Source organism: Paenibacillus mucilaginosus 3016, assembly GCF_000250655.1.
GTDB lineage: Bacteria > Bacillota > Bacilli > Paenibacillales > NBRC-103111 > Paenibacillus_G > Paenibacillus_G mucilaginosus.
Window position 1 is genome coordinate 2,703,057 of sequence record NC_016935.1, and the last position, 18,534, is coordinate 2,721,590.

Genomic DNA, 18,534 nt, shown 5'->3' on the forward strand with positions numbered 1-18,534 from the left:
GGAGATTGGGTGGAGAGTCGATGAAGAGGATGGTGTTCGGATGGTGGATCGGGCTGTTGGTGCTGCTGCTGGTTCCCGTGTATGCGCACGGGGCGGGAGAAATCACGCTGCGGATTAACGATTTTGATCGCGGGGAGCCTCAATATGGGCAGATTTACGTGTCTGCCGCGATCCAATCCGAGTATGAGCTGCAGAAGGTCACCGCCAAGATCGATGATAAGGAAATCGAACTGCCATTTAGAGATTGCAACTATTATACGGACAATGCCTGTTACTGGGGGGATTACTTTCCGCTGAACGGCCTGGAACAGGGGACCAAGACCTTAACGGTAACGGCCCAGGATGCTCTCGGGAACACCCAGTCGGTCCCCAAAAGCTTCCTGTACGACGCGCCGCCCGAAGTGACGGTGGCGGGGGTTACGCCGAATCACCTGGTACAGAACGGGAAGTTCAGGGCACAGGTGCAGGCCAGCGATGCGCTGTCGACGCCGGACATCGTCGCCACGATCAGTCTCGGGAGCCAAACCATTGAAACCATCAAGGCGGCAGGCTCCCTGGATCGGGAAGTGGACCTGTCGGCTTATACAAATCGGGTTCTGACCTACAAAGTGGAGGTCTATGACGGCAGACGATCCCCCCGGTACACATTGGCCTATCTCCTGTATGTGGATCCCGTCGACCGGATCCCGGTATCCGACGTGGACGGCCGGATTGTAGATTATGACGGCAACCGGATCTTGTTTGTGAGTCCCGAAGGCAGCCTGAGGATCAAACAAGTTCATAACGGATCAGAGTCGTTCGTATACACCAGCCCTTCCGGATTGGAATCCTTCCATGTCTCTGATATGCACCTGACCCGCACGGGCGCCATTCTGTCTATCGGGCAAGATTACGGCAACATTCATGTATGGCATGACGGACAGCTGATCGATACCGGCGTCCAAACCACACCCGGGGACCGCGGAACGCCCACCTATTACCTCACGGTACAAGAAGACGGACGATATGCGTACATGCATCCCCAGAATATTCTGATCGACACGGAGACGGGGGCCGTGACGCCGTACAGCACAGAGGTCGTACCTCTGCTGAAAAAAGAACACGGCAGCCTGCACGAGAATAACGGCTGGAAGGCCATTATCCAATCAACGGTATCCGGACGCAATCAGATTTTTCTGGAGTCGCCACAGGGTACCGTAACGCAGGTGACCTATTTCAACGGATATTCCAGTATCCTGGAGTTGACGCCGTTCGGTGGGCTGGGCCTCATTTATAACGGGGACTTCTATACCTATGCGCCAGGAGACACGCTGCCGAAGAAAATAACGCCGTACTCCTATTACGATATGTCCTTCTACTATGCGGACGGCAGCTGGTATCAATCCGTGAATGGCGGGCTGTTCCGCCTGAATACCGGTATGGTCCCTCCGGGGGATTATACGCCGCCCCACTGGTCCGAGCCTAACAAGGCGCTCACGGTCACAGATGTGACTTATCAGGGCTTGAAGCTGAGCTGGCAGCCTGCTGTGGACGATAAGTCGGTTGCCGAATACAGGGTCTACCGAGATGGCGCCCGGCTCGCCACCGTGTCCGGGAGCACGTACAGCTATGCCGTTACGGGGCTTTCGCCGGCGGCCTCCTACACCTTCCGGATCGAAGCGCTGGATGCGGCAGGCAACCGGAGCCCGGTCCGGCCGTCGGTCACCGCGGTCACCCTGGACGTGCCCACAGGGGACAGCACGGCGCCGGTCTGGCCGGAGAATGCCGTGCTCAGCGTAAGGGACATCACGTACAGCAGCGTCAGCCTGGCCTGGACTCCGGCGGTTGATGACCTCGGGGTGGCCTCTTACCGCCTCTATCTGAATGGAGAGCTGCTGCAGACCGTCAGCGGCCAAGTATACGCCTACGCCGTCACCGGCTTGAATCCGGACACGAAGTACACGTTCCGGATCACCGCACAGGATGCCGCCGGGAACGTCTCCGCGGAGGGGATCGAAGCGGCTGCGGTCACGCTGTCCGAGAAGCCGGTGCCGGAATCCGCGTCCCTCTCGCTCACGGCGAAGCCGGGCTTCCTGGATGTGGGATCCTCCCTGGATCTGAAGATCCGCGCCGAAGAGGCGGTGGACCTGTACGCCTTCTTACTGAAGCTCGACTACGATGCGGCACGCTTCAAGCTTACGCAGGTATGGCTGGACTCCTCCTTCGGGACGGAGAAGCAGGATGCGCTGCTCAGCACACGGACCGCCTCCGGCTCCGCCGCGCTGGCCGGCACGCTGCTTGGGAGCCGCGCCGGTCATGAGGGGGACACCGGCCTTGTCACCCTGCGGTTTACCGTGCTGCAGCGCGGCAGCGGCGAGTTCGTGCTTGCGGGCGGCGCCTCGCAGCTGGCAGACAGCAGCGGCACCGTGAGCCCGCTGGGCCAAGCCGTGCGCCTGACCGTTCATGCAGGCGGAGCGGACTATGACGGGGACGGGCGGATCGGCCTCGGCGACTTGGTTCTCATTGCACGCCAGACGGGCCTCCGCAGCGGAGAGGCCGGGTTCGATGCCCGGTACGATCTGAACCGTGACGGAGTGATCGACCGGACGGACGTGGAGTATGTCGCGGGCAAAGCGGCGGCTGCGGGCTGACGATCCAGCGGCAAACCGCCCGCCGGCCTGATCTCAGGTCTGGCGGGCGGTCACTTGTTGGGGGCAGGAATGCAGGCAGCGGTACGGTCAGCTGCAGATGAGGAGCGGCGGCACGGGATTGTTTGTTCCTGTGTCGAGAAAGAAAACAGGCTGTCCTGATGGACAGCCTGTCATGTTTCTGCCAAGCTCACTCGCTTCACTTCACGCCATATAACCAAACTTCGGCTTGCAGCTCCCTGTCACTCCACAGTAACGGGGGTTTTGGCATAGGGAATCTGCGCAGCGGCAAGCAATCCATTCGGATATACGACGACTTTGAGACACTCACTTTTATAGTTGAGCGCTCTCTCCATAGCCTCGCCGGTTTGTTCCAGGGAGTATTGATCCGTGACCAGCGCCTGTACATCGGCCAGGCCGGCATCCAAAAAACGAATGGCTTTCGGATACGTGTTCGCATAGCGGAAGATGCCGTAAATATCGACTTCGTTATCTGCGATAAAAGGCACATTCAGCGGAATGTCGTTCTGGGGCGGCAGACCGACAATCGCCATCTTCCCGCCTCGCCGGAGCGACCCGAGTGCGGCCTGCAGCGCTTTGGGATTGCCTGCCGTCTCCCAAGCCACGTCCACGCCTTTTCCGTTCGTTGCCTGCTGTACCGCTTCGAGAGGATCCTGCTCTTTGACGTTGATCGTATGGGTCGCTCCCATCCGCCGTGCGGCCTCAAGCCGCAGAGGCTCCATATCCGAGACGATAATAGTGGATGCGCCGAAGGCTTTGGCCGCTGCAACGGCCGTCAGTCCAACGGGCCCCATTCCCATAATCGCAATGGAGGACCCTGGCTGCAGGCTGGTTCTTGCCGCCGCATGGATGCCTACGGAGAAGGGTTCGACGAGCGCGGCCGCTTCATAAGACAGGGAGTCGGGGATCGGGAAAACAAAATCGGCGCGGATTTTAATATACTGCACAAAGGCGCCGTCCACCGGCGGAGTCGCCAGGAACTGCACATCCGGACACAGGTTGTACCGGCCTTCCTTGCACGCTTCGCATTGTCCGCAGGTGACTCCCGGTTCAACAGCAACACGGTCGCCGACCTGGAGCCCGGATACCTCCGAACCGACGGCGGCAATGTCTCCGGAGCATTCGTGCCCCAGAATCATCGGCTTCTCGACCACATACTTGCCGATCCGGCCGTGCGAGTAATAGTGCAGATCCGATCCGCAGATCCCGACAGCCATCACTTTGACCAACACTTCATCGGGGGCGATTACGGGAACGGGCACCTCCTCAATGCGGATGTCCCGAATGTGGTGCATTACGGCAGCCTTCATGGTTTGAGGCACTCCATTGGTAGTCATATACAGCATCCCTTTCCTTCCTATGGTTTGGAACCGTTTGGTTGTGATTTGATTCTAGCTCCTGCGCTTGACAGTAACAATCCGGTCGTACTGTACATATACAGCGGCACTGTACCCTTTATGGATTTTCTCGCTGCATGCCCTCCAGCCGTTCTCTCCAGCAGGCTCTATTTCGATGAAGCGGCTTGCTTTTTTTTCAGGTCACCGATAATGGTGGCAAACAGCTTGGAATCGAGATTATAGAACAGTGAAGCGATGATCCCCAATACGCACAATCCGGCAGGCAGCAGGCAGAACAGACCGGCAATCCCGGTTAATGCCGTTGGCGTCTGAACCGTGTCCGGTACATAGCCGGAGATCTGAAGAATATACCCCGAGAGTGCTCCCGAGATGGCGATGGACAGCTTTTGGCCGAAGCTGAAAATCCCATACACCAGGCCCTCGGTCCGTACACCATGCTTCCACTCCGAATACTCTACGGTGTCAGGCAGCGCCCCCCAGATGACAGCCGCAGGGATCCCGCCGATGATGCTGCCGACCAGGGTCCACAGAATGATCATAGGAAGGTTGGTATAATCGGTCAGGTATAGGCCGATGCCGCTGAGTACCGTACCTGCCATTCCGATCATGATGACGTATTTTTTCTCGAACCACTTCGTTAACAGAGGGGCAAGCAGCGTGCCGAGGAGATTGCCCCCGAACACCAGCATCATGAAGATGGAGAGGAAATCGGTTCTGCTCATGTTGTAGGTCACATAGTAAATCGAGACGGAGGCCTTGATTCCGTAGGCGGCCTGGAACACCAGATAAATGAAGGTGATCAGCATCAGCGGCCGGTTGGTGAACAGCATGTGCAGCGACTTCTTCAGCGGAATCTTCACGGCTTCTTGCGCAGACACCCGTTCTTTGGTTCCTGCGAAACAGATCATATAGAAGATGAGGGCAAAGACCGAATAGATCATGAGCGTATTGCGGTAACCGGAGGAGAGATCCTGCGGCCAAAAATGGTCAATGATGATGGGCGTCATCACCGATACGATGATGCCTCCGATCATGGAGCCGACGATGCGGTAGGAGGACAGGCTGACCCGCTCCAGCGGATCCTGTGTCATGGCGGAAGTCAGAGCCCCATACGGTGTTCCGATGAAAGACATCATGACCATAATTCCGATGTATGTGATGTACGCATAAATGATTTTACCCGACAGTCCGAAATCGGGCACGGTAAAGCACAGAACTCCGATGACTGCCATCGGCAGGGCACCGAAGAGGATGAACGGACGGAGCTTGCCCCAGCGGGTCTGCGTACGGTCAATCACCACCCCCATCCCGAGGTCGACAAACCCATCGAGAATCCGTACGATAAGAAACATCGTGCCGACGATGGCAGCGGGAATTTTGGCCACATCCGTATAAAAGAAAAGCATGTAGGTCATCACCGTAGACCAATAAAAATTGATGGCCAAATCTCCACTTCCGTAGGCTGCCTTTTCCCAAATGCCTAATTTGCCCTTTGAAGTTTCCTTCGCTGCGGTCAGCGTGTAGTCCGGATTCGTAACCAGAGTTCGTTCCATCATGACAGGGATCATTCCTTTACAATAATATGGGGGAGAAAGCCTGTTGAAACCTATGCTCGGCATGGATGTAAGGGGATTCAACTTCTGCTTGCTCCGGGTTATTCCTAATGTAAAGGAAGGGGCGCCGTGTTATCTATCAGGCCGCACTGTTTATCCGTACAGCGGCGCTGTACATTCCCGTGCCTGCCCTATAGGAGGACTTTTGGGAAGGAATAGAGTAGAATGCTAAGAGCAGGAGGTGCTTCCATATGGCAGAGCTTGAGGATAAGGAACGGTTTGCCAATCTGCTTACCCTTGGGATTCAGGAATTGAAAGAAAATCCCGATTATAAGACCCAAAGAAAAAAGAGGGAGGCTCTGCCCTCCGGGCAGTTCACTTCCGAGTCCTACATAGATAAGATTGCCAACCAGCTTGGCGTATCGCCCAATACGGTCAAAAGCTGGATGGGGCAGATGGGCTCCAAATATATCCCCAGCCGAATTGAAGACGGCAAGCTGTTCGGCATTCTCTGGGTGATTCTGGAGAACACGGAGATGGATGCGGACTGGTTCGTTTCCCTGCTTCGCACTACATCCATTCCCGTGATCGACCCGCCGATCCCGGCCTGGGTGTCTTCCTGCTTGTCCAAGGCTAAGCTGCTGCGCGAGGAGCAGTTCCGGTCCCTGACGGAGGTGGAAATTCAGACGGTGGTTTCCGCGCGGTTCGCTAACACAGCCCCCCTCGTAAGACCCGCGGTCAAACATAATCTGCCTACGCGTTGGACCGAATCGTTCATCGGGCGTAAGCTGGAGTTGGAGGCCATCATCCAGTGGCTGTCGTCCCCGCTGCCGGTATGCCTGATCTCAGGCTGGGGCGGGATGGGGAAGACGACAATTGCACTGGAAGCGGCCTATGCTTGCGTGGGGGAAGGGCAGGGTACGGCGGCAGAGCTGCCATGGCCCGCTGTGGCCGGACTGGTCTGGATCAGCGCGGATCTCAAAAGGCTCAGCTATGGTGATTTTCTCGATACAATTGCTTATCAGCTGGGAGAAGTGGAACTGCTGAACAAATCACTTAACGAAAAATGGTTTGTGGTGCGCGATGCCCTCTCTTCCTACTCACCGGATCATCCGATCCTTCTTGTCATTGACAGTATCGATACGGCGGACAGCGGCATCAGCGAATACGTGACGCAGCTTCCCCAAGGCGTCAAAGTCCTGTTAACCGCCCGGGAGAATCACATGCAAATGAAGGCTCTGGCGGGCAAGGATGTATTCAGCATTCCGCTGCAAGGCCTGCAGCCTGACGAAGGGCTGGATTATCTGGAACAAGAGGCAGGGAATCGAATTCGGCTTCTCCATGATTCGCGGAAGAAAGAAGCACTGATGAGGCTGCTGAGCGAAACGTTCGAGGTCCGGCAGCAGCTGATTGACATCGCCGCCGGAAATCCGAAAGCCCTGGCTCTGAGCCTTGCCCAATTGGCGGAAGACGATCTGCCGATCCGGCAGCTGATACGGGAGATTGGCCAAGCCGGCTATTCGCTGTCGGGATTGTTCGAGTACTTGTTTGGGCGGACATGGGAACGCTGCAGCGAAGAGGCCAGGAGCCTCTGGATGGTGCTTGGCTTCTTTGGCAAACCGGCTTCCGATAAAAGCTGGGGAGCTGCAGCCGGACTGGACGGGCGGCGGTTCTTCCAGGCGGTAGAACAGCTGCGGGCCTATGCGCTGGTGGAAACAGAGCGTATCAACGGGCAGCTTCATTACCGGGCTCATCAGACGGTGGTTGCCTACGGTGAGCAGTATCTGCTGGAAAACAGCGCCTCGGAAGAGGAAGCACGGCGGCGTTGGAGTCTTCATTATCTGGAATATCTGGATACTCATTTGAAAAGGGAGGAGCCGGATCTGCCTTATTGGAACTTTTTGCTTGGCCGGGATTTGGAGCCGGTCAAACGGGAGTGGCCGAATATGGTGAAGCTGCTCGAATGGGCTGACGCGAACAACCAGGGGGAACTGCTCATCGAGCTGATGCTGCGTCTCAGTCATTTTCTCAGCCGGGTGAACCTGCCGCTGCGCATCGACTACGGGCTGAAAGCGTCCCGATTCGCATTGGCGGCGGGGAAGGAAGCACTCTGCGCCTTGTTTCTGATTGATACGGCCGGCTGGGCTCTCATGGAGATCGGATTCTGGGACGAGGCGCTGCGGCGTATCGAGGAAGGCCTGCAGGTGGTGAAGCATGCGGCTGCGGACGACCCCCGCATACAGGATGTAATCATCCTTGGGGCTGCCTCCAAAGCGAAAGTCTACTTAAAAACGGGCCGGCCGGAGGCCGCTGCCGAAGCATTGGACATTTCATCGGGGAAGCCCTGCTCTCCCTTAATCAAGCACCGCGTCTTGTTAGTGCAGGGAGATATGTTCCTGCAGAAGAAGGAGTGGAACCAGGCTATCGCCTGTTACGAACAAGCAAATGAAGTCAGCAGTACGTATGGCAAGGAGAAAACAATAGAGGCCTATTTTCATTTAGGTATCGCCTATGTACAGTCCGGAGCCTTCGCCAAAGCGCAGGGGGCCTTCGAGCGGCTGCTCTATGACACGGCGGGGGCCAATCAAATCGAGCTGATTTACTATCAATACGGTATGGGGCAGCTTCTGTATCACCAGGGCCGTCATGAGGAAGCGATGCAGCTGATCCACAACGCCCTGTCGATTATTGATTCATGGGAACGAACGATTGGGGTGCGGGAGGACATCGAGCATTTCTATCGCTGCATGAGCAAGCACAGCGGCTGAAGAGCTGACCGGCACCGATCCCATCAGAAACAATCCGGCTTCCAGGACTACCTGGAGGCTTCTTTGCGTTCCGGCTCCACATAAATTGTCCACTTTGGGAAATGATATCCAGAGCAGATCCCAAACGGAGGAAGATGCCAAGGATGGATGAGTTGAAGAATGCCGGCGGCCATCCGGGCCGCGGCCGGGAACAGGCAGCGCACGCGGCCCGGCCCCTGTCCTCCTCCTTGGAGGAGAATGTAAGCGGGATTCTCCGCGACGTGGGGAACAGCGATGATGTCGTGTCGAGAACTTTCCGTGCAGGCCCTGACGGGCAGCTGAACTTCTGCATCCTGTATACGGAAGGTCTGACCAACACGAATGCGGTGCAGCATTTTGTCCTGACTCCCCTCATGAACGGAATCGGTCCTCACGAGATGGACCTTCTCCAGCGGTCGGAAGGCTCCCTGCTGCAGGGATTGAAGGAGCTCGTCTTGACCGCAGGCTCCGTCGAGGAAATGACGGAACGTCAAGACCTGATGAGCTCGCTGCTGTCGGGGCAGGTCCTCCTGCTGGCCGACGGGATCCCGCAGGCGCTGTCGATCGGCATGAGACAGTGGGAGGACCGGAGTGTCACCGAGTCCACGGCCCAGAACGTCGTGCGGGGGCCGAAGGAGGCCTTCACGGAAACCCTGCGGACCAATACGGCGCTGGTCCGCCGGAAGATCAAAGACTCCAAGCTGCGGCTGGAGAGCATCTCGCTGGGCGAGTATACCCAGACGGCGATCGCTATTATGTATATCGATGGGCTGGCCAATGAGAAGATCGTTGAGGAGGTCCGCCTGCGTCTGGGCCGGATCAAGCTTGACAGCATCCTGGAGGGCAGCTATATCGAAGAAATGATCGAGGACAACAAGTGGAGCCCTTTTCCTACGGTATTCAACTCGGAACGTCCGGATGTGATAGCCGCAGGGCTCCTGGAAGGGCGCGTTGCGATCCTGGTCGACGGTACGCCTTTCGTCCTGATGGTGCCGGCGCTCTTCGTCCAATTCTATCAGTCGGCGGAGGATCATTACCAGCGGGCGGATATCAGTACGCTGATCCGGTTCATCCGGATTTTTGCATTATTTATCGCACTCAGCGCGCCTTCGCTTTATATCGCTATCACCACCTTCCATCAGGAGATGCTTCCCACGCGTCTGCTGATGAGCTTGGCGGCGCAGAGGGAGGGCGTGCCCTTCCCGGCCTTTATCGAGGCGCTGATCATGGAGATTACCTTCGAGATCCTGAGGGAAGCCGGCATCCGGATGCCCAAGGCCGTCGGGTCGGCGATCTCCATCGTCGGGACCCTGGTCATCGGCCAGGCGGCCGTTGAAGCGGGCATTGTGTCCGCGGCGATGGTCATTGTGGTGGCGATCACGGCGATCTCCAGCTTTGTGCTTCCGGCTTATAACCTATCGATTACGATCCGGATGCTGCGCTTTATTCTGATGGGTCTTGCCGCATCGTTCGGCCTGTACGGGGTGACCATCGGGACGATCACCCTGCTGCTGCACATGTGCTCCCTGAGGTCGTTCGGTGTTCCCTACATGAGTCCGTTCGGGCCTTTCATCCCCGGAGATCAGGATGACGCCCTCTTCCGGATGCCCCGCTGGATGCAGCGCAACCGGCCGAGGCTGATCTCCCAGAAGGATCCAAGCCGCATTGAGACCACGCCCGTCCGCAAATCCAGAGGTCCCGCTAGACCGTGAGGAGGAGCTGCCATGCGCAGTGGAAAGCCAGTTCTCATCATTCTGATCGCCTGCTGTACGCTTCTGCTCACCGGCTGCTGGAACCGCAGGGAGATGAACCAGCTGGCCATTAATATGGGGCTCGGCATCGATAAGGACGGGAAGGGCTACCGGATTACCGCCCAGGTGGTCGAGCCGAAGGAGGTTGCCGCCAAAGGGGGAGGCGGAGGCAATTCACCGGTCACCGTCTACCAGTCCTACGGCAAAACGCTTTACGAAGCCATTGCACGGATTACCGAGGAGAGTCCCCGCCGGCTGTACTTGTCCCATCTTCGTATCCTCGTGCTGGGGGAGAGCCTGGCCAAGGAGGGGGTCTCCCCGGTACTGGATTTCTTGTCGCGCAATCATGAGATGCGCACCGACTTCTTCATCGTGGTAGCCAAGGAATCCCGGGCCGAAGAGATCCTGAAGGTCCTGACCCCGATCGAAGAAGTGCCGGCCAACAAGCTGTTCACCTCCCTGTATGAATCGGAGAAAGCATGGGCCCCTGCGCTCACCATCACGCTTGACCGGTTCATTAACGACCTCGTCAAGGAGGGGAGGAACCCGGTGCTTACGGCGGTCAGGATCATAGGGAAGAAGAAGGCTTCAAGCAGTAAAGCGCTGAGCATGCCGGACCCGGAGACGAAAATTCGGATCTCGGGACTGGCGGTGTTCAAGAAGGATAAGCTGATCGGCTGGCTGGATGAGGCGGAGAGCAAAGGCTACGTGTATATCACCAATAAGGTGTACCGGACCGTGGGTCCGATGGCCTGTCCCCAAGGGGGGCAGATGAATCTGGAGACGGTCCGTTCCAAAACCGTGACGACAGGCAGGGTGGTGGGCGGAAAACCGGAGATAACCATCGAAGTCCACAATGAAGGCAATATCGGGGAGGTCCAGTGCGAGGTGGATCTGACCAAGCCGGAAACGATCGATGAGCTGGAGCGGATCGCAAGTGCGCGGCTGCAGGAGATTGTGAATAACACCCTTGCGGCAGCCCAAAAGAAGTATAAGTGCGATATCTTCGGGTTCGGAGACAAGATCAGACGATCGGACCCCAAGGGCTGGAATCAAGTCAAGGACCAATGGGACAAGCTGTTTCCGCAGGTGCAGGTTTACGTCAAAGCCGATTTCCAAATCCGCCGCTTGGGTACCGTTGCCAACTCGATCTTCAAGCAGATGAAGGAGTGAACGTGGGATGCCGTTCATTGTTCTGTCTATCATCGCCGCTGCACTGTTCTTCTTATGGATCGAATCTCCGATCTGGCGGAAGCAGCGGAGAAGGGACCGGCTCGTCTTCTTCCTGATGCTCCTGGCCGGTGCCGGTCTCAACATCATCCAGTTTGCTACCTACCTGGAGCTGCCGAACCCGTCGAAGATCATGGTCGTGGTGTACAAGCCGGTATCGGATCTGCTGAAACAGCTGCTTCAGGTCTAAGCACGGGAAGGAGAAGGGGACGAAAGATGCAGAAGGCCAAAATCAATGCGGGAGAGCTGGCCGCGCTCATGCTGCTGTTCGAAATGGGCACGTCCGTGGTGGTCGGCGTCGGCATGCAGGCCAAGCAGGATGCCCCGCTGGCCATTCTGATCGGCATGGCCTCGGGTCTGCTCCTGTTCCTGATCTATGACAGCTTATACCGCAGGCACGGGAACCTTTCTCTGGTCGGCTGGCTGCAGGCCGGATTCGGCAGGCCCCTCGGGGGCTTGGCGGCCATGCTGTACATGCTTTATTTTTTCTACATTGCGGCAAGGGTCATGAGGGATTTCGGTGCTCTGCTGCTGAGCTCCATCCTGCCGCTGACTCCAATGGCTGCCGTCCATCTGGTAATGGTCCTTCCGGTGATGTACGCCTGTCTGCTCGGTATCGAAACGATCGGACGGGTGGGCGAGATCTTTCTGAGTATCGTTGTGTTTTTGGGGGTACTGTCCCTATTGCTCCTTATCGCTTCGAACGTGCTCCAGTGGGAGAATCTGCTCCCCCCTCTGGAGCACGGCTGGAAGCCTGTACTAAAGACCGCGTTCCCGCTGACTACCACGTTTCCGTTCGGCGAACTGGTTGTTTTTACGATGCTGCTGCCTTGCCTGAATCATCCGCGGCTCGCCCGAAAGACCGGCCTCACCGTCATTTTGATCAGCGGCTTCGCCCTAAGCTCCATTATTACGCTCAACATCAGTGTGCTTTCCCTCTACGGGGCGGAGAATACGACCTTCCCTCTCCTCCGGACGCTGGGGAAGATCCGGCTGGGCGAATTTATCGAGAGGCTGGAGGTCATCGCCATTGTCACGCTGATTATCGGAGGCTTTTTCAAGATCACGATCTTCCTCTATGCGTCGATTATGGGATTCACCGAACTGTTCCACATCCGCAAACGGCGCCGAGAGCTCACCCTGTGTCTGGGCGCCCTCCTGTTTCTGTATTCGCTGCTCATGACGGACAGCTTCATCAAGCATATCGAAGTCGGACTGAAGATCGTGCCGCTGTACCTTCATCTTCCGTTCCAGGTCGTCCTTCCCCTACTGCTGCTCGCCCTTACATGGGTGCGCGGCAGAGTTCAAGCCCAAGGCAGGTGAGCGTCATGCAGAGCCAGGTGAAAATCAACAACCGGCAGCTAACCGTCCTGGTTACGCTGTACGTCATCGGAGACTCCATCCTGGTGCTGCCCTCCTTCCCGGCCATGTATGCCCAGGAGGATGCGTGGATTTCCGGGCTGATCGGGCTGTCGGTCGGACTGCTCTTTATCTATCTGTTCGCAAGGCTCGGGAAGCTTCATCCTGAGCTGAACCTGTATGAGTACAGCAGCCGCGTTCTGGGGAAGTGGGGCGGACGAGCCGCCGCCCTCTTGCTTTGCTTTTACTTTTTTATCATGGTGTCCGCCCAGGTCCGGGAGATGGGCGATTTCATGACGACGCAGATCATGCCGCTGACCCCGATTCAATCGATCCAGCTGTTATTCCTGTTCATCGTCGTGCTCGGAGCGCGGCTCGGGATCGAGACGCTCGTGCGTACGGGGGAGCTGCTGTTTCCCCACTTTTTCCTGCTGTTCTGCCTGCTGGCTGTCTGCTTGCTGCCGGAGATCGACCTGCAGAATGTGATGATCCCTTTCAGCAGCGGCGTCAAGCCGGTACTCTACGGATCGCTGACGGCCATCACCTTTCCGTTCGCGGAAGCCGTCTGTTTTCTCGTGATTCTGTCTTCTGTGAACAAAAAGGAGCAGATGCACCGAAGCATGCTGATGGGCGCGCTGATCGGAGGCATCGTCCTGGAGATTGTCATTGTTCTGACGATTGTGGTCATCGGAGCTCCAGTCGCGGCCAATCAGATTTATCCCGCTTATTCGCTGGCGAAAAAAATTGGGATCGGTAATTTCCTGGAACGCATTGAAGTGATTCTTGGAGTGATGTGGATCATTACCACCTATTTCAAGACGGTCATGAATTTCTATGCCCTGATGCTGGGTACGGCCTATCTGACCCGGATGAGCGAACCCAAGCTGACGACCCTGCCGCTCGGCATGATACTGCTCGTCTCCTCCATCGTCGCCTTTCCGAACATTTCGTACTTTAACAACCTGGCGGGAAGCTACTGGCCGTTCTTTGATTTTACGGTATGTCTCGGGATTCCTTTGGGGCTGTACGCCTTGACGCTCTTCAGGTTCAAGAAGAAGGCTTGACTCCAAAAGAGTTCTTCACTCGGTCAAGTAAGTCCGGGTGGGGGGCTCTTTTTTACGCTGTGTATACCATATAATGGATATAGGTTTCTGAACGGGGGCTGTTTAAGGCCGCAACCGCAGGTTGCGGGGGGATGTAACCAATGCGTTCTTTTCATTTCCCTGCGGTGAAACTACTATTGGCTTATCCATTGCAGGAAGGTTGTGCTGCTGTGATCTTTGGGGAGAAGTTAAAAACGGAGAGAGGGAAAAAGGGCTGGACACAGGAGGAACTGGCCGAGAAGCTGTTTGTTAGCCGGCAGTCCGTTTCGAAATGGGAGAACGGTCAGAACTACCCCAGCATTGAAATCATTATTAAAATCAGTGATCTGTTTGGTTTAACCATCGATGAGTTATTAAGGAGTGACGAAGAGTTGACAAAACAGGTGATCAAGGAAAAGCAAGCAGCTGGCTTATCCGAAATCAAAATTCATTTTTGATGTCTTATTCTTAGCAGGCGTTGTTCTTTTGGTGATCAAGATCGGCGTCCTCCTTCTGAACCGATTTACTTCACTGGACGTTACCTTGCTCGGGGGGAGATTTTTTTGAAATGTTGGCCCCTTGATCTTGATGGTCTTTGCGGGAATCGGTTCCGGCATTCTTAAGGAAAAATACAAACAAGACTGATCCAAAGCCAATGTGGCTCCGGACGGATGAGGGGGGCGCACAGCGGATTTTTTTCCATATATGCCTCTTTTGAAGAGTCGCGGCGGTATTTTGGGTCATAGATGAAGCCAATCCCCAACTCGAGTGAATAGTATACATCATTCTGAACAGGGGGGCTTGGTTATGATCCATCCCGATACCGATATCCGATATATTAACGATAAGGTAGGTCTAGGTGTAGTTGCGACAAAATTCATCCCAAAGGGAACCATCGTCTGGATAGCGGATAGTTTAGACCTGGTCCTCGAGGAGGAATTTGTCCATTCTCTGGATGAGCTTCGTCAGAGAATGGTTTATAAATACACTTATCCAAACGGCGACGGACAGTATATCCTGAACTGGGATCATTCCAGGTATATGAATCACAGCTTTCGTCCGAACTGTATCGATACGGTATTTGAGTTTCAATTGGCGGCGAGGGATATTCACCCTGGTGAACAGCTGACCTCCGATTATGGAATCATGGGGGAAGACGAAGAATTTGAATGTGAACCGGAAGAAGGCACAACCCGGACAAGAGTGACAGCGGAGGATTATTTAAGCTGCTATCAGGAATGGGATGAGTTGGCCAGGGAAGCATTCAAGGATTTCAATCGTGTGGAACAGCCGCTGAAACACTTAATCCCGAAGGAGCTGATCGACGAAGTCAATGCGGTAGCCGAAGGAAGCAAACCGTTAAGCTCGATACTTCTGATGTTTGAGTAAAACACGGGTTGACTTTGACTTCTATTGTCAACAGAAAAACCGCTTTCAGCCTTTCAGCTGAGGGCGGTCAGTGGAGCGAGGTTACGGCGTCTTCACCGCTTTCCTCGCTGTGTGAAGCGCATCTGCCATATCGATTTTTCCGTCATTGTTCAGATCATATTGGGGTTCAAACCCGGGCTGTCCGGCGGTAAGACCGTGCTGCTGGGAGGGGAGGGGGAAATCGCCCGCGGCGGTACTGGATAGCGGAAAATAAAAAAACGAGGCTGCCGCAGCATTGGACGGTGGCCTCGCTTTTGTGCTGATCTTAAGAAGCTTCACAATATTTTTTGAAATTATCCAAAAACGCCTGCCATCCTGCTTGCTGCATTTCGACGGGATTCTCGCCCTCCGCCTCAAAAACTTGGATTACCTTTGTGTCGCTGCCTTGACTGCTGAAAGTAACCGTAACTTTTCTTCCGTCTCCAAGCGTGTAGGAAATCAATTCATGCCATTGAACTTCGTCATACACTCCGCTGAAATCAAAGCCAAAGCTGCCGTCCTTCGCTTCCATCCGTGTAAGGAAGGTTCCGCCGGTCCTTAAATCATTTTCAGCCTTCGGCGCGTGCCATTCATCCGTTGCAAAAGACCACCCTGTAATATGCTGCGGCTCCGTCCAACAAGCCCATACTTTTTCGATCGGTGCATGTACGGTAGTTTCTACGGTGATGGCTGCTTTCTGTTCTGCTGTCATGGTGTTGCGATCAGCTCCTTCAATGGATTTTAGCTTACCGGTTAAATATACCATTGGAATAAGAGAATGGGGTAGGGCAGATAGACTCAGGCATATCGTGATTTCCGGAAAGGCAGCCAGGTGTCCGCGGCTCTGCCAAGTTTACAAATTGACGATGATTTTCTTTTTTGTAGATCGGTTTTTTGCGAAAATGCGGACCGTATTTTGAAACCGTTTCCTTGAATTCTGGGGAGGGTCGGCTATAATGTAGAAAAAATGCAGATTCGGGGAGCGCAGGACATGGTACGAAACTGGAAGCAGTGGAGCCGGAGCGTGGCGGTGAAGTGGATCGTATCCTACGCGGTGATCATGATCATTCCTGTTCTTATCAGTGCGGTCGTCTATATGCAGACCCGGGAGATCGTGGAATATGAGATTCGGCGCGCCAGCAATGCCATGCTGAATCAGGTCAAGTATGTGGTCGACAACGAGCTGAAGCAGACGGAGAAGCTGGCCGCCCAGCTCTCCATCGATCCGGAGATCAAACGCTTTCTGGAGCTTGGAGGCGATACGGAAGCGGCGCATTCGTTCCAGATTTATCAGACCGGGCAGGAGCTCAGCAAGTACAAGGCGCTGAACGATTTCGTCCAGGGGATTTACATCTATTCGAACCCGCTGAACAAGGTGCTTTCGAGCGAGACCTACGCGGATGCCCCGATGTTCTATGAAGTGACGCACCGGTCGCCGGGCTTCACGTATGAGATGTGGTTATCCGCGGTCCGGGAGCCGGGCCGCAAGACCTACCGGCTCATGCCGGTCACCGACGCCGGAAGGATGGACGAGACGGTCGTCTTTCAGGAAACCCTGGCGAAGAAAGGGGAGAGCCGGCCGGCCGGAGCCCTGATGATGCCGATCAACCGGAACAAGATTCTGCATCTGCTCGAGAACGTGGACTGGGTGAACCAGGGCCGCATCTTCATCATGGATGAGCAGAACCGGATTCTGTTCCAGAACCGTCAGGGCGGGAGCGTTCCCACCGCCTCCCCCGGCGTATCGGATGAGCCGGACAGCATCGTCTCCTCCCTGGATTCGGATACGGCCCGATGGCGTTACATCTCCGTCTTCCCGTCGGATATCTTCTGGGAGAAGGCGAGACAGATCCGCAACCTGAACCTGCTCGGTCTGCTCGTATGCTGCCTGATCGGAGCCGGCGTCATCTCGTACTTTGCCCGCAAGAACTATGGGCCGGTCCGGGAGCTCGTCCACGTCTTCTCCCGGTTCAAGAAGGACCGGGAGGAGAGCCCGACGGATGAATACACGTTCATCCGGGAGAATGTGCTCGCGGCGCTTCAGGAGCGGGAGGAGATGAACATCCGGCAGGACCAGCAGCTGCGCGTGCTGCAGGGATATTATCTGTCCCGCCTGCTCAAGGGACAGGCGGAGGAAGCGCTCTCCGCGGCGGAAGCGGCGAAGGGGTACCGGCTGGGCTGGAAGTCGGAGGAGTTCGCCGTACTGCTCTTTCATCTGGAGCCCGGACAGGACGGCGGGATTGCGCTGGATCTGGCTCATTTTATCGTCTCGAATATTGTGATGGATCTCATCGGGCGGCGGCACGGCATCCACTTCGCCGATCTGGACGGGATGCTGGCCGGACTGATCAATATCCATCCGGAGCATGCCTCTGCCTGGAAGGATGATGTGGAGGAGGCGCTCGCCGAAGCCCTCGAATTCATCGGCGGGCGGTACCGTCTGTCCTTCACTGCGGCGGGAAGCGGGCGGCAGGACGGGCTGCAGGGCATTCACCAGGGGTTCCTGCAGGCGCTCGAGGCCCGGGAATACAGCCTGCTGCTCGAAGAGAGCGGCTTCATCTGGTACGAGGCGGTCAAGCCGGAAGAGACGGACTACTACGTGTCCATGAATGACGAGATGATCCTGATCAACCTCATCAAGAGCGGCGAGCAGGACAAGGCGGTTCAGATGCTTGACGGGCTTATGGCCCAGGTCTTCGGTCAGCATGCGTCCATTGATATCATCCGCTGCGCGATGATCGATCTTGCGAGCACGATGCTCAAGACCCTTCCACAGGAAGCCCGACGGTCTGCCCAGTGGGAAGAGCGGCGTCCCGTGAAGCGGCTGCTCGCCTGCTCCACCCGAGCCGAATTCCGGCAGGTGCTCATGGAGATCGTGACGCTGGTGTGCGGGTGCGTCAGCGAGAAGCTCTCCCTTGCGGCGAACCCGGGTGTCGGCAGCCAGGTGGAGGAATACGTGAAGGCCAACTATGCGGACGACAATCTCAGCGTATCGCTGATCGGCGCCCACTTCGGCATCACGCCCCAATATGTCTCGAAGCTGTTCAAGGAGCATGCGGGACAGGGGCTGCATGACTTCATCAGCCAGTACCGGGTCACACAGGCCAAGGGGCTGCTCGACCGCGGGTCTCCCATCGAAGAGACGGCGGCAAAGGTCGGCTTCTCCAGCAGCAGTGCCTTCATCCGGGTATTCAAGAAGTACGAGGGCATCACGCCCGGCAAGTACAAGAGCATTCAATAGAGTTCATTCCATATAAGATGGGAAAAAGGCGACCGGTTTCAAACGAACGATCGTCTTTTTTTCGTATGGTCGACGCAGTTGCGAAATTGAACATTGTCTCGGCGGAGCCCCGTGCCTTA

Annotated in this window: 12 protein-coding genes and 1 pseudogene; 10 read left to right on the plus strand and 3 right to left on the minus strand. The window is 56.1% G+C overall.

All coding sequences use genetic code 11. The features are described from left to right. The first annotated feature begins 20 nt into the window (after nucleotides 1-20). On the plus strand, nucleotides 21-2,630 hold the full coding sequence (locus PM3016_RS11745; RefSeq protein ID WP_014369616.1) for a fibronectin type III domain-containing protein: 2,610 nt from the start codon (nucleotides 21-23) through the stop codon (nucleotides 2,628-2,630). A 239-nt stretch (nucleotides 2,631-2,869) separates the two neighbouring features. Here the strand turns inward: PM3016_RS11745 and PM3016_RS11750 are convergent, their stop codons facing one another. Further along, nucleotides 2,870-3,985: an NAD(P)-dependent alcohol dehydrogenase gene (locus PM3016_RS11750; RefSeq protein WP_187296739.1), complete on the minus strand. Its 1,116-nt coding sequence runs from the start codon at nucleotides 3,983-3,985 to the stop codon at nucleotides 2,870-2,872. Between the two features lie 167 nt (nucleotides 3,986-4,152). Next, complete coding sequence (locus PM3016_RS11755) at nucleotides 4,153-5,562, minus strand: MFS transporter (RefSeq protein ID WP_013915778.1); 1,410 nt, start codon at nucleotides 5,560-5,562, stop codon at nucleotides 4,153-4,155. Nucleotides 5,563-5,810: 248 nt separating this feature from the next. On the opposite strand from PM3016_RS11755, the gene PM3016_RS11760 reads away from it, so the two are divergent. From PM3016_RS11760 to PM3016_RS11795, 8 genes and pseudogenes are all read left to right on the plus strand, one after another. Then, nucleotides 5,811-8,327, plus strand: a complete 2,517-nt coding sequence (locus PM3016_RS11760; RefSeq protein WP_013915779.1) for a tetratricopeptide repeat protein — start codon at nucleotides 5,811-5,813, stop codon at nucleotides 8,325-8,327. A gap of 143 nt (nucleotides 8,328-8,470) precedes the next feature. Continuing rightward, nucleotides 8,471-10,057, plus strand: a complete 1,587-nt coding sequence (locus tag PM3016_RS11765; RefSeq protein ID WP_013915780.1) for a spore germination protein — start codon at nucleotides 8,471-8,473, stop codon at nucleotides 10,055-10,057. A 12-nt stretch (nucleotides 10,058-10,069) separates the two neighbouring features. Further along, nucleotides 10,070-11,269 carry a Ger(x)C family spore germination protein gene (locus PM3016_RS11770; RefSeq protein ID WP_014369617.1) on the plus strand — a complete coding sequence of 400 codons (1,200 nt, stop codon included), beginning with the start codon at nucleotides 10,070-10,072 and terminating at the stop codon, nucleotides 11,267-11,269. Between the two features lie 7 nt (nucleotides 11,270-11,276). Further along, nucleotides 11,277-11,516, plus strand: coding sequence for a hypothetical protein (locus PM3016_RS11775; protein WP_013915782.1), 240 nt, complete (start codon nucleotides 11,277-11,279; stop codon nucleotides 11,514-11,516). A gap of 26 nt (nucleotides 11,517-11,542) precedes the next feature. Beyond that, nucleotides 11,543-12,649, plus strand: coding sequence for a GerAB/ArcD/ProY family transporter (locus PM3016_RS11780; protein WP_014369618.1), 1,107 nt, complete (start codon nucleotides 11,543-11,545; stop codon nucleotides 12,647-12,649). A gap of 5 nt (nucleotides 12,650-12,654) precedes the next feature. Then, nucleotides 12,655-13,749 carry a GerAB/ArcD/ProY family transporter gene (locus PM3016_RS11785; protein WP_014369619.1) on the plus strand — a complete coding sequence of 365 codons (1,095 nt, stop codon included), beginning with the start codon at nucleotides 12,655-12,657 and terminating at the stop codon, nucleotides 13,747-13,749. Between the two features lie 209 nt (nucleotides 13,750-13,958). Further along, a pseudogene (locus PM3016_RS11790) lies at nucleotides 13,959-14,412 on the plus strand (helix-turn-helix domain-containing protein). Between the two features lie 162 nt (nucleotides 14,413-14,574). Next, complete coding sequence (locus PM3016_RS11795) at nucleotides 14,575-15,156, plus strand: SET domain-containing protein (RefSeq protein WP_013915786.1); 582 nt, start codon at nucleotides 14,575-14,577, stop codon at nucleotides 15,154-15,156. A gap of 304 nt (nucleotides 15,157-15,460) precedes the next feature. Here the strand turns inward: PM3016_RS11795 and PM3016_RS11805 are convergent, their stop codons facing one another. Beyond that, on the minus strand, nucleotides 15,461-15,886 hold the full coding sequence (locus tag PM3016_RS11805; protein ID WP_013915788.1) for an SRPBCC family protein: 426 nt from the start codon (nucleotides 15,884-15,886) through the stop codon (nucleotides 15,461-15,463). Nucleotides 15,887-16,165: 279 nt separating this feature from the next. On the opposite strand from PM3016_RS11805, the gene PM3016_RS11810 reads away from it, so the two are divergent. Further along, nucleotides 16,166-18,415: an AraC family transcriptional regulator gene (locus tag PM3016_RS11810; protein ID WP_014369621.1), complete on the plus strand. Its 2,250-nt coding sequence runs from the start codon at nucleotides 16,166-16,168 to the stop codon at nucleotides 18,413-18,415. The last annotated feature ends 119 nt before the right edge of the window (nucleotides 18,416-18,534 follow it).

Excerpts from the sequence above, each read along its gene's own strand:
- PM3016_RS11745 (WP_014369616.1), top strand. The coding sequence starts at position 21 with ATGAAGAGGATGGTGTTCGGATGGTGGATCGGGCTGTTGGTGCTGCTG.
- PM3016_RS11750 (WP_187296739.1), bottom strand. The coding sequence starts at position 3,985 with ATGACTACCAATGGAGTGCCTCAAACCATGAAGGCTGCCGTAATGCAC.
- PM3016_RS11755 (WP_013915778.1), bottom strand. The coding sequence starts at position 5,562 with ATGATGGAACGAACTCTGGTTACGAATCCGGACTACACGCTGACCGCA.
- PM3016_RS11760 (WP_013915779.1), top strand. The coding sequence starts at position 5,811 with ATGGCAGAGCTTGAGGATAAGGAACGGTTTGCCAATCTGCTTACCCTT.
- PM3016_RS11765 (WP_013915780.1), top strand. The coding sequence starts at position 8,471 with ATGGATGAGTTGAAGAATGCCGGCGGCCATCCGGGCCGCGGCCGGGAA.
- PM3016_RS11770 (WP_014369617.1), top strand. The coding sequence starts at position 10,070 with ATGCGCAGTGGAAAGCCAGTTCTCATCATTCTGATCGCCTGCTGTACG.
- PM3016_RS11775 (WP_013915782.1), top strand. The coding sequence starts at position 11,277 with ATGCCGTTCATTGTTCTGTCTATCATCGCCGCTGCACTGTTCTTCTTA.
- PM3016_RS11780 (WP_014369618.1), top strand. The coding sequence starts at position 11,543 with ATGCAGAAGGCCAAAATCAATGCGGGAGAGCTGGCCGCGCTCATGCTG.
- PM3016_RS11785 (WP_014369619.1), top strand. The coding sequence starts at position 12,655 with ATGCAGAGCCAGGTGAAAATCAACAACCGGCAGCTAACCGTCCTGGTT.
- PM3016_RS11795 (WP_013915786.1), top strand. The coding sequence starts at position 14,575 with ATGATCCATCCCGATACCGATATCCGATATATTAACGATAAGGTAGGT.
- PM3016_RS11805 (WP_013915788.1), bottom strand. The coding sequence starts at position 15,886 with ATGACAGCAGAACAGAAAGCAGCCATCACCGTAGAAACTACCGTACAT.
- PM3016_RS11810 (WP_014369621.1), top strand. The coding sequence starts at position 16,166 with ATGGTACGAAACTGGAAGCAGTGGAGCCGGAGCGTGGCGGTGAAGTGG.